Source organism: Chloroflexota bacterium (genome assembly GCA_018648225.1).
Classification (GTDB): Bacteria; Chloroflexota; Anaerolineae; order Anaerolineales; family UBA11858; genus NIOZ-UU35.
Genome location: JABGRQ010000209.1, coordinates 1,325 through 12,291, shown reverse-complemented (window position 1 = coordinate 12,291; position 10,967 = coordinate 1,325). Strand labels below are relative to the sequence as shown.

13 protein-coding genes are annotated in these 10,967 nt (G+C 53.1%); 11 read left to right on the top strand and 2 right to left on the bottom strand.

Annotated features, from left to right (window positions below):
* The first annotated feature begins 140 nt into the window (after positions 1 to 140).
* A complete protein-coding gene (locus HN413_17760; GenBank protein ID MBT3392248.1) occupies positions 141 to 872 on the top strand; it encodes an ROK family protein in 732 nt (243 codons plus the stop codon).
* 108 nt (positions 873 to 980) lie between these two features.
* Complete coding sequence (locus HN413_17755) at positions 981 to 1,745, top strand: hypothetical protein (protein ID MBT3392247.1); 765 nt, start codon at positions 981 to 983, stop codon at positions 1,743 to 1,745.
* A gap of 91 nt (positions 1,746 to 1,836) precedes the next feature.
* Here the strand turns inward: HN413_17755 and glmS are convergent, their stop codons facing one another.
* On the bottom strand, positions 1,837 to 3,645 hold the full coding sequence (gene glmS, locus HN413_17750; protein MBT3392246.1) for a glutamine--fructose-6-phosphate transaminase (isomerizing): 1,809 nt from the start codon (positions 3,643 to 3,645) through the stop codon (positions 1,837 to 1,839).
* Positions 3,646 to 3,960: 315 nt separating this feature from the next.
* Between glmS and HN413_17745 the strand changes: the two genes are divergently transcribed.
* The 6 genes from HN413_17745 (at position 3,961) to HN413_17720 (ending at position 7,204) form a co-directional block, all read left to right on the top strand.
* Positions 3,961 to 4,320 (top strand): hypothetical protein, encoded by a 360-nt coding sequence (locus HN413_17745; protein MBT3392245.1) that lies wholly within the window; start codon positions 3,961 to 3,963, stop codon positions 4,318 to 4,320.
* Position 4,321: 1 nt separating this feature from the next.
* Positions 4,322 to 5,236, top strand: a complete 915-nt coding sequence (locus tag HN413_17740) for a hypothetical protein (protein MBT3392244.1) — start codon at positions 4,322 to 4,324, stop codon at positions 5,234 to 5,236.
* Positions 5,237 to 5,384: 148 nt separating this feature from the next.
* Positions 5,385 to 5,756: a hypothetical protein gene (locus tag HN413_17735; GenBank protein ID MBT3392243.1), complete on the top strand. Its 372-nt coding sequence runs from the start codon at positions 5,385 to 5,387 to the stop codon at positions 5,754 to 5,756.
* Positions 5,757 to 6,031: 275 nt separating this feature from the next.
* Positions 6,032 to 6,448: an NUDIX domain-containing protein gene (locus HN413_17730; protein ID MBT3392242.1), complete on the top strand. Its 417-nt coding sequence runs from the start codon at positions 6,032 to 6,034 to the stop codon at positions 6,446 to 6,448.
* Positions 6,449 to 6,480: 32 nt separating this feature from the next.
* Positions 6,481 to 6,798 (top strand): hypothetical protein, encoded by a 318-nt coding sequence (locus tag HN413_17725; GenBank protein ID MBT3392241.1) that lies wholly within the window; start codon positions 6,481 to 6,483, stop codon positions 6,796 to 6,798.
* Positions 6,799 to 6,907: 109 nt separating this feature from the next.
* Positions 6,908 to 7,204: a hypothetical protein gene (locus tag HN413_17720; protein MBT3392240.1), complete on the top strand. Its 297-nt coding sequence runs from the start codon at positions 6,908 to 6,910 to the stop codon at positions 7,202 to 7,204.
* 53 nt (positions 7,205 to 7,257) lie between these two features.
* Here HN413_17720 and HN413_17715 read toward each other — a convergent pair whose 3' ends face one another.
* Entirely contained in the window at positions 7,258 to 8,220 is a 963-nt protein-coding gene (locus HN413_17715; GenBank protein MBT3392239.1) for an aldo/keto reductase, read from the bottom strand.
* Positions 8,221 to 8,419: 199 nt separating this feature from the next.
* Between HN413_17715 and HN413_17710 the strand changes: the two genes are divergently transcribed.
* The 3 genes from HN413_17710 to HN413_17700 all read left to right on the top strand — a co-directional run.
* Positions 8,420 to 8,917, top strand: a complete 498-nt coding sequence (locus HN413_17710; GenBank protein ID MBT3392238.1) for a hypothetical protein — start codon at positions 8,420 to 8,422, stop codon at positions 8,915 to 8,917.
* A gap of 1 nt (position 8,918) precedes the next feature.
* On the top strand, positions 8,919 to 9,992 hold the full coding sequence (locus HN413_17705) for a M42 family peptidase (protein ID MBT3392237.1): 1,074 nt from the start codon (positions 8,919 to 8,921) through the stop codon (positions 9,990 to 9,992).
* A gap of 4 nt (positions 9,993 to 9,996) precedes the next feature.
* Positions 9,997 to 10,967, top strand: a 971-nt coding sequence (locus HN413_17700) for a M42 family peptidase (GenBank protein ID MBT3392236.1), incomplete at its 3' end; no start/stop codon positions are given.

Below are 10,967 nucleotides of genomic sequence, written 5' to 3'. Positions count from 1 at the left end.
TGACCCTGAAATGCTCGTCGAAATTGAAGCGGATGCCGTGTGTAAAGCGTTATAATATGCAACTCTAAATAGACAGGACTTACGCAAAACGATGAAAAATATACTGAAAGTGCGTAAGACCTGATAGAAAGGAAAGTTGCGTGGAAATATTAGGCATCGACATCGGCGGATCAGGCATCAAGGGCGCCCCCGTAAATATTAAAAAGGGCAAAATGCTCACCGACCGCTACCGCATTGAGACCCCTCAACCGCCCAGCCCGCAACCTGTTGCCAATACAGTGGCTGAAATTGCGCGCCACTTTGATTGGCAAGGCCCCATCGGCTGCGGATTTCCGGCGGCGATACAGCACGGGGTTGTGCGGACTGCCTCGAATATTGACGATGCCTGGATTAATATCAACGCGGCGCAGCTTTTTTCACAAACCACAAACTCTCCGGTGAACGTTATCAACGATGCCGACGCGGCGGGTTTGGCTGAAATGAGTTTTGGGGCGGGTTGCGGGCGTAAAGGGGTAGTGCTGCTAATTACACTCGGCACAGGGTTGGGCACTTCACTCTTCACAGATGGCGTACTGCTGCCCAATACCGAGTTAGGGCATATCGAAATTCGAGGCAAAGCCGCCGAAAAACGCGCCTCCGATGCCATCCGTCAAGTAAAGGGACTTTCTTGGGCGAAATGGGCCAAACGCCTGGACGAATATCTGATAATAATGGAAAAACTCCTATGGCCCGATCTCATCATTTTAGGTGGCGGGATCAGCAAACATCACGCCAAATTTCTTCCCCATATCACTGTAAAAACAGAAGTCGTCCCCGCGCAATTGCGCAATGAAGCCGGAATTATTGGCGCAGCACTGGCTGTGCAATCATAAATGTGGGGATCAGTCCAAATAACAGCAGTTTCTGGAGCACCAGAATAAATCCCGATCTTTGGGCCAGATTCTGGTATACAATCATGGAGAAACAGCCCGGAGGCGGCAATGATCGAAAATTCTGTGATTGAGTATATGCTCAATCGAAAATCTATTCGCAGTTATACCGATGAAATGCCTTCTGAAGAAGTCATCAAAACGGTAGTGCGCGCCGGTCAGCAGGCCCCATTTGCCTCGCAACTTGGCAGCGTGCTGATGACGCGTGATCTGAAGAATAACCCCTTTCACGCGCCCATTCTGTTTATCATCTGTGTTGATGTGTACCGCTGGGAGCGCATTATGGCGCGCTGCGGCTGGACGATGGTGGCAGAAGACCTGCTGCTGATTTTACTGGGGATGCAAGATGCCACCCTGATGGCCGAGAATATGGTCATGGCCGCCGAAAGCCTGGGGTTGGGCAGCTGCTTCCTGGGCGAAATACCATATAATGCCGAAGAGATCATCGAACAATACAAACTGCCACCACGTGTTTTTCCAATGGTCGGCCTGACAATGGGTTACCCAGCGGAATCACCACCGCCGCGCCCGCGCTATCCCCTGGAATTTGTACTCTTCGAAGACGAGTATCCCATCTTCGATGACGAACTGGTGCAACGCTCGATGGACATCATGGATGAAGGCTACCGCGCCCAAAACTATTATCGCGATTCAAAAGCCATGATCGATTTATTGGGAGATCGCGAAGAGACTTTCAATTACGACACCTACGGCTGGAGCGAGCATATCTGCCGTAAATGGGGACAAAATCTCTTTCCGCGCGATTTGCTCTCGCGTTTCGAACGCTGCGGTTTTGATCTTTCGCGGCGCGAATAGACATTCGTCGTTCGGTATTCGGTTGGGAATATATAATATCCAAAAAAGATAGTGCGGGGGGCCTTCGGCCCCCCGCACTATCTTTTCCGGGCTAGTCTACTGTCAGTGTCTTGCTCAAATTTCTGGGGAAATCGGGATCAAAGCCGCGCGCCAGGCTGATGCGATACGAAAGCAGTTGCAGCGGCAGCACACTCAGCAGCGCATCGACATGTGGACGCAGCCAGTCGGGAGCATCTATGCGGGGGATGACGATCAGATCGTCGGCGTTGGCGCGCAGGCGAGCATCTTCTTCGCCGATGGCAATCGCCCGCCCGCCGCGGCAGGTGACTTCGTTAATGCCGCTCACAATCAGAGAAGTATCGCCGGGGCCAGCCACGAAAATCACCGGGTAGCCCTTTGTAACCGCCGAGAGCGGGCCGTGCTTGAACTCGGTCGAGAGCATGCCTTCGCAATGGGCGTAGGTTATCTCTTTGAGTTTCAGCGCTCCCTCCAGGGCGATGGGATAGGTCAGGCCATACCCCAGGCAGTAGAGATCATCCCATGGGGAAATCTTCCCCTCTACGGAGGAAATCTGACTCTCCGCGGCTTCAATTGTGGCCTCAATCCATTGGGGTAGATTCGCCAGGGCAGCGGTTGGATGACCTCCCATCCGCAGGGCCAGATACAAAAATCCCACCACCTGATTGGTAAATGTTTTCGTCGCCGGAACGCTGATCTCGTAGCCGCAAGCCAGCGGGACGTAATATTCGCTCGCGCGCATCAGCGATGAACCCACTACATTGACCAGCCCCAGCACACCCATACCGCGCTTTTCGGCGACCTGAATGGCGTTAAGCACGTCTTTGGTTTCGCCGCTCTGGCTGACGAAAATACCCACATCTTCGGGGCCAACCGCTGGGGCATATTGGGCGATGAATTGCGGAGCAAGCACGGGGATGGTGACACGTCCGGCGAGATTGGCAAAATAGACCGACCCCAGCAGCCCGGCGTGATAACTCGTCCCGCAGGCGATGATATAAAGGTTGCGCGCCGCCTTGAGTTTGGCAAGCATCGGCTCGATGTCGCTGGAATTTTCAAGCAGGTGAAAGAGTTCACCCGCCACCTGAGCCTGTTCGTGGATTTCCTTGAGCATAAAATGATCATAACCGCCCTTCTGGACGATTTCTATGCTATCTTCAACGATTTCGGAGGCGCGCTCGACAAGACTGCCATCTTCCACATTGTGGATTTCATAACCCCCTGCCCAAAAGGTGATGATCTCGCCGTCGTTCAGACGCACGATCTGGCGCGTGATCGGTAGAATCGAAGGCAGGTCGGAGGCGATGCAGGTCAGTTCGTCCGTGATTCCGGCCACCAGCCCGGAGCCTTTTTTGATGGCGTAGAGCCGGTCTTCGCCCAACCGCCCGACGACGAAGGCATAATCACCTTCCAGGTCGTGATAGGCCTTGCGAATGGCCGTGATGATATCGTCGCCCTGATCTATATAACGTTCCACGGCATGCACGCAGCTTTCGCCGTCGTTTTCGGAGCGCACGGTCATCCCTTCGGCGATGAATTGCTGGCGCAGTTCGACGTTGTTAACCACGTTGCCATTATGCGCCCCAACCATATCGCCATCGGAATCGAGATGGGGTTGCGCATTGGTGTAGGAGGGCGCTCCGAAGGTGGCCCAGCGCAATTGCAAGATGGCACGCTTCCCGGTCATTTCCTGAAAATTGAGCCGGTCGGCCACCTCCTGCACTTTGCCAACATCCTTGCGCAGATCAACTTTACCGCTCTGGGGGATGGTCGCTGCACCAACGGTATCATAACCGCGGTACGAGAGCCGGTGCCCGACTTCGATCAGCGTGGGGCCGAGTTGTTGCTGCTCTTTGGTGACAATACCAAAAATTCCGCACATGTGGTTTTCTCCTGAGAATCAGTTTGTGCTCGATTTTACCATTTTACCCTGTGGCGAAATAAAAGTATGCTATGCTTACAGGAAATTTAGAGTTTTTTGTACTCGGCAACAGTACCTTGAACAATCAGCTATATCGCCATATCTGTCATTGCGAGCGCAGCGAAGCAATCTGCACTCATAATTGGAGATTGCTTCGGGCAAATTGCGCCCTCGCAATGACAGAATATCGTTCACACTTCCTTTGATGAATACAAAATTTAGAGTTTTTCATAGCCCGCCCCTAAATCGCTGAGTCTTCACCCAGGAGAAACCGCCATGTCCAAACACATCCGAATAGCGCTTTTTTGCCTGGTGCTGGGATGCTTGCTCATGCTGACTGCGTGTACGCTTGCAAAAAAGGCATCTTTGGGCGAGGAGTTCACCATGCAGGAAGGTCAGATTGTAAAGATCAATGGAGAATCCTTAACGCTCGAACTACATACCATCGGCCGAGAATGGACTGAGGATTATGAAACTCCTTTCGCAGAACTGACCCTTACGACAAAAGGGCAGGAACAAGAGATCACCCTGTATATGGGCGACAGTTGGAAAATCGGCGGACACGAGGTAGCAATGACCCGCTCAGATCCGTTTGGCCACTCTCCAGAGTGCGACTTGATTGTAACCAGACCATAAAATGCACACGGTCAAACCCCGTAATCTCATCCTGTGGATCGCCTTGAGCGTTTTTGCGGCTGGTTGCCAGTCACAAGAATTTTTTCCCACACCTTCAGCCATGCCAACCGCGCAGATATCCACATCAACGCCGGTTCCTTCCCCAACCAATGCTGAAACCGGGGAATATACGGTTGAAATCCAATCGATGGGTCTGCGACGCAGTTTCCTGCTCCATTTGCCTGCGCCCTACCAGCCCGATCAACTGTATCCCCTGGTCATCGCCCTGCACGGCCGCGGCAGCAATGCCGCAGAAATGGCCTCCCTGCCCGGATTCTCCGACAAAGCCGACCAGGCCAATTTCATCGTCATCTATCCGCAAGGTTATTGGGAAAATAACACGGCCTGGATGGCTTCCGGGGCGGGCAGTTTTGAAGATATTGCCTTCATCTGGGATGTGATCCAGTACGCAATCTCTAATCTGGGGGCCAATGCGGAGCGCGTCTTTATTGTGGGATTTTCCAATGGCGCGGGGATGGCGAACCGATTGGGTTGTGCGCTAGCCGAAAAGCTGGCCGGGATTGCAACCGTGGCGGGTTCCTACTATGGGGGCGAAAACTGCGCTCCGAGCGCGCCGCTGAATATACTCGCATTCCACGGCACCGCCGACCCCATTGTGCCCTACACCGGCGACGACTTCCAACCCTCCATCCCCGCCTGGGCTGCAGATTGGGCCGCTCGCAACGGTTGCCCAGGCGAAGCGGTGGAATTCTTCCGCCAGGGCAACACAACCGCCGAACGCTGGGAGGCCTGCAAAGCTGGCGTTTCGGTTCAGTTATATACTGTCGAGGGTGGGGGACACCACTGGCCCGGCTTGCCCGGCGTAGGCGGGATCAACGCCACAGATGTCATTTGGGAATTTCTCAACGAAAAATAACGTAACAGGCACTTTCAGAAGTGCCTGTTACGGAAAATTCCATCAATCTGACAAAGAATAGCAAAATCCCTTGCTTGACATTCGGCAACTACTTTTCTATACTCTCATCATGTGCCTATGACCAAAGTACCAGTGAGGAGAAAAAAATATGTCAGAGAAATTATTTCGCATAGCAGTAGCCATCTACAAGGAACAACTCCCGCCCATGAATATCTGGGTCATGCTCCCACAGGGATTAATAATGGGGCAATTGACATCGAAAAAAGAAATGGCAAAAGATATACGTAGAAATATAAAAGAGCAAGAAAAAGAAAACCCCATCGAACCAGCTGTAAAATCTGTATCCTACAAATTTACTTATGGTGACCTAACGAATGACTACCCAGAAGCAGAAGAAGAGAAGACTATCACACTTAAAGATGTTAACATTCATACATATGATGTTGAGTTACACAGTCCCTTTGCACATATTGACGCCACGAAAATTACCGCCTGGGGGCTTGGCTCACATAACCACTAGTTTTCCAACATCCAAAGAGTAGTTGCTAACTCATTTACCCCCGGTGTCATAATCAGTTTCTTGGGAGCAAGTTGTTGACGCAGAACGGGCCGTCCTAATTCCATCCGATAAAATAGCAACGCTACCAAAAATAGATTCAACAAACTAACCACAAACGACATTCCCGCAAATATCAGCGCAACACCCATCGTCGATTCTTCCTTCTCAATTAATAGATTTTATGTTCTAATTATTCCACAAACTGAGCACACTGTCAACCAGGATTTTTTACCCTTATGAACCCCCAACAATACCCCGAACCTACCGTCGGCGCGCTGATCTTCAATCCGCAGGGCGAACTCTTTTTGATGCGCTCCCACAAATGGCGCGACCGCTACGTCGTCCCCGGCGGACATATTGAACTCGGCGAATGCATGGAAGCTGCTCTATGCCGCGAAATACGCGAAGAAACCGGCCTGGAGATATTCGACATTGCTTTTCTAATGTTTCAGGAATTCATCTACGATGAGCATTTTTGGAAGCAGCGCCACTATATTTTCTTCGATTATGTCTGTAAAACCCATTCAACTGAAGTTACACTCAACGAAGAAGCCCAGGAATATCTCTGGATGAAACCCGCCGAAGCCTTGCAACAACTCCCTATGGATCCGTACACCCGCGCCGCCATCCAAAAATACCTGGAACACGTCTAACCTGCCACCTTCAACATTCAACCTGAACTCCTATGCAAACCCTCTACTCGAAAATCTCCGGCGTCACCCGCGCCAATCCCGACGGCTCCGACCGGCAAGAAATTATCAACGCGTTATGTTACAACGGGCAGCCGCTCTTCCTGCTGCGCGAGCCAAACCAGTACAGTTACAATAATATCGGCGTATATATCGCCTATCAGGTCGGCTATATCAGCCCTGAACTCGCCGACGAACTGGCTCCGCTGCTCGATGAGGGCGTTCCCATCGAAGCCCAAATTTCCGAAGTCACTGGCGGCAGCGAAGATAAACCTACTCGAGGAATCAACGTCTCATTTACAATTTATGAATAATCGTGTTTTTGATAGGAAAATAGTCATATATTTAACCCACGCGTCGAAAAACTGCTACAATTTAAATACTATTTTGTAGCTTCACACATTCTCATAAGGAGAGAATAGCATGGACAAGAAAACAACTGGAATGATCGCCACCGTCGCCGCGGTATTTTTATGCGGCTGCCCTGGACTGTTTTTGTGCATATTTGGAGCCGTTTCTGCCGCGGGAGTAATGCCCTACACGTCTGAACTCAACGGTGTAACCAATGCTGGAACTGTCCCTACCGGCGTGGGTATTGCAATGCTATGTGGTGGCCTGATCTTTGTAGCTATCCCCATTGCGGTAGGTTTCTTCACCCTGCGAAAAAAAGATGAAACCCCCGAAGTCGCCCCGATTGATATCCCTGGCGACGATTTATAATTTGTTCACTACCAAAACAAAAAGCCGGAGTTCAAAACTCCGGCTTTTTGTTTTCACTCTTCGGGTTCGTGGCTGATCACAGCTTCGATTTCGTCCAGAACATCATCGGTGAGTAGCGCAATCGCATCAGCTGCGCCCAGATTATCTTTCAGTTGACTCATTTTCGTCGCACCGGTGATGACGCTGCTGACTTCTTTGCGCCGTAATAACCACGCCAATGCCAATTGGGCCTGAGATATGCCTAACTCGTCCGCGATCAACGCCAAATCCTGCACAATATCCAGCCGCTCCGGGGTGAGATAATTCTGCACCCAGGCCATACTGTCCATTGCGGCGCGGCTCCCGTCAGGGACCCCGTCGTTATACTTCCCAGTCAGAATTCCAAAATAAAGCGGGCTAAAGGTGGTCAACCCCAGGCCGAGTTCTTTCGCCAATGGCGCAATTTCGGTCTCGACGCGCTCGCGGTGGAACATGCTATATTGGGGCTGCTCCACTGAAGGAGGAATCAGGTTATATTGCCGCGCCGCGCCAAAAGCTTGCGAAATTTGTGCCGCTGTCCACTCGGAGGTGCCCCAATAGAGAATTTTTCCCTGCTGGATGAGCGTATTCATCGTAAAAACAACTTCTTCGATCGGCGTATCGGGGTCGTAGCGATGGCAAAAATATAGGTCTACATAATCGGTATCCAGCCGACGCAGCGAGGCGTGGACGGATTCCATAATATGCTTGCGCGACAGGCCGCGCCCGTTTGGGCCTGGCATTGTCGGCCAGAAGACCTTGCTCGAAATCACCAGGGCTTCGCGGGGTATGTCCTTGATGGCCTGGCCCATAATGACCTCAGCCTGACCATCGGCGTAGGCATCGGCGTTATCAAAAAAGTTAACCCCCAAATCGTAGGCTGTATGGATCAATTCACTGGCAATGCCCGCGTCAATTTGACTGCCAAACGTCACCCAGGCTCCCAAAGAAATTTCGCTAACTTTTAAACCAGAACGTCCCAATCGACGGTAGTGCATAGTAACTCCTATTTTTTAGGCATTCGCCGCACTGGAAAAAATTGCCCATTTGCGGTGACAAAACTCTGTTCATCATGCCATTCATTGTACACAACCCTTGCACCGGATTCAAGCAGCTAATTCTTTTTTCTGGTGATTGTCCCCCGTTACAGCAATCTTGCTTCTCATCGGGGCTAGTGTTATCATCTATCACAAGGCTATGATCGCAAAAAAAACACCTCCGCGGGCGCGTTTGCGCGTTCTTCTCACTGGCATTATTCTGGCAACATTGCCATGCTATTGTGCCGGGCTGATTGTGGCTGGCCTGCCCAATAAAGATAATGCCGACGCGACAGCCAGCGCCACGCTGCCCCCCACCGGAACACAACCGCCCGACCTGTCTTCTCCCTATCCAACGTTAACACCCTACCCCACAATCACCCCTTTACCACCATCTGCAACCCCTTCAATAACGCTCACGCCCACGATCACTCCCAGCCCCACCTTTACGTATACCTTTACACCCACATTCACCGTCACCTGGACGCTGGTACCCAGCTATACCGCCACATTGGTTCCCACAGCAACATTTACGCTAGTGCCACCAACTGCCACCGCCACCACGGCTGCGCCAACCCTGCCACCCACTGCCACATCCACCAGCGTGCCGCCGAGCGCCACCCCCCTTGTACCTACACCGACCACCGCAACCCCATAATATGAGCGATCTCTCCGAATTTCTGCAAGAACTCATTAGCGAACCCGGACTCTCCGGCTACGAAGGTCCGGCGCGTGAAAAAATTTCGCAACGCTGGCAGCCGCTTACCGATGAACTGCACACCAGCAATCTCGGCAGCCTGCACGGGCTGAAACGCGGCACATCTACCGAGCCACGCCCCAGCATTTTAATGGCGACTCACATGGACGCTATCGGCCTGATGGTGACGAAGATCGTGGATGGTTTTCTCCATCTCAGTGAGATTGGCGGACTCGACCACCGCGTTTTACCCGGCCAACTCGTCAACGTGCATGGACGCGTGACTCTGTCAGGGGTGATTGTCCAGCCCCCGGCGCATCTGCTGCCCACCGAGGCCAAAAGCGGGCCTGTCCCGTTGGAATATCTGCTCGTGGATACGGGTCTGCAACCCGAAGAAGTTCTTGCCCAGGTGCGCGTTGGCGATTTAATTTCATTCGCCCAGCCACCCATCGAAATGGGCAGCGACCTGCTCGCCGGGCACTCGCTCGACAACCGCGCTTCGGTCGCCGCGCTGACGCATTGCCTGGAGATGCTGCAAAAACGCATCCACGCCTGGGATGTGTGGGCTGTCGCCACTGTGCAGGAAGAAGAAACCATGAGCGGTGCGCTGACATCGGCCTACGGACTGCGCCCACAGCTCGCCATCGCCATCGACGTGACCTGGGCGCAAGGCCCGGATACCCCCAAACACCAATCCTACCCTCTGGGAAAGGGCATCACCCTCGGCTGGGGACCGAATATCCACCCCGGAGTGCATGAAGCCATCAAAAAAGTGGCCGACGATCTCGAAATCCCCTATCAAATCGAACCTATGCCGCGCCACTCCGGCACCGATGCCTATGCCCTGCAAATTGCCCGTGAGGGCATCCCCACAATGGTAGTCAGCATCCCGCTGCGCTATATGCACACCCCTGTGGAAATCATCTCGCTCAAAGACATCCAGCGCACCGGGCGTTTGTTGGCCGATTTTGTGACCGCGCTCGAAGCCGACTTCATGGAACGTTTAACCTTCAATTTGCAACCTGCAACTGAATAATCACATGGAAATTGACCTGCAACTTCTCGAAAAACTGACCAATGCCTGCGCCGTTTCGGGCGATGAAGAAGCCGTGCGTAAAATTGTACTGGCCGAAATCGAAGGCCACGCCGACGAAATCCGCACCGACGCCCTGGGCAATGTACTGGCTACGAAAGCAGGCACAAGCTCCGGAGCGCGCCCGCGGGTGATGATCGCCGCCCACATGGATGAAGTTGGCTTTATGCTCACCAGCGACGATGGTGATGGCCTGTTTCGCTTCGAAGCCGTCGGGGGGCTGGATGAGCGCCAATTGGTCGGCAAACCCGTACTGGTCGGCGCGGAAGAAATCCCTGGTGTGATCGGCGCCAAACCCATTCATCTCACGACTGCTGGAGAACGCCAGAAGGCGATTCCGATTAATTCGCTGCGGATTGACATTGGCAGCAATGGCGCAAAAGCCAAACCCGGCGACCGGGCTACCTTTGCCACGCGCTTCGAGAAAATTAGCGCGAGCAGCCATGCGAGCATTCGCGCCAAAGCCATTGACGACCGCATTGGCGTGGCGAGTTTGATTACCCTGCTAAAAAACGCCCCACCGAATATTGACCTGCTGGCAGCCTTCACCGTACAAGAAGAAGTCGGGCTGCGCGGCGCGGGTGTGGCGGCCTACGCATTCAACCCCGATCTCGCTGTAGCCCTCGACAGCACCCCGGCCATGGATTTGCCGGTCTGGGACGGCGAAGAGAATATTCGCTACAACACGCGGCTGGGCGCTGGCCCGGCCATCTACGTAGCCGACGCGGCCACACTCTCACATCCGCGGCTGATCGAGCATTTCCGCCAAAGCGCCGAGGCCGCAAGCATCCCCTACCAGATTCGCCAGCCCGGCGGGGGCGGCACGGACGCCGGAGCGATCCACCGCCAACGGGCCGGAATTCCAAGTATATCTATCTCTGTTCCGGCGCGTTACATCCACACCGCGGCAGCGATTTG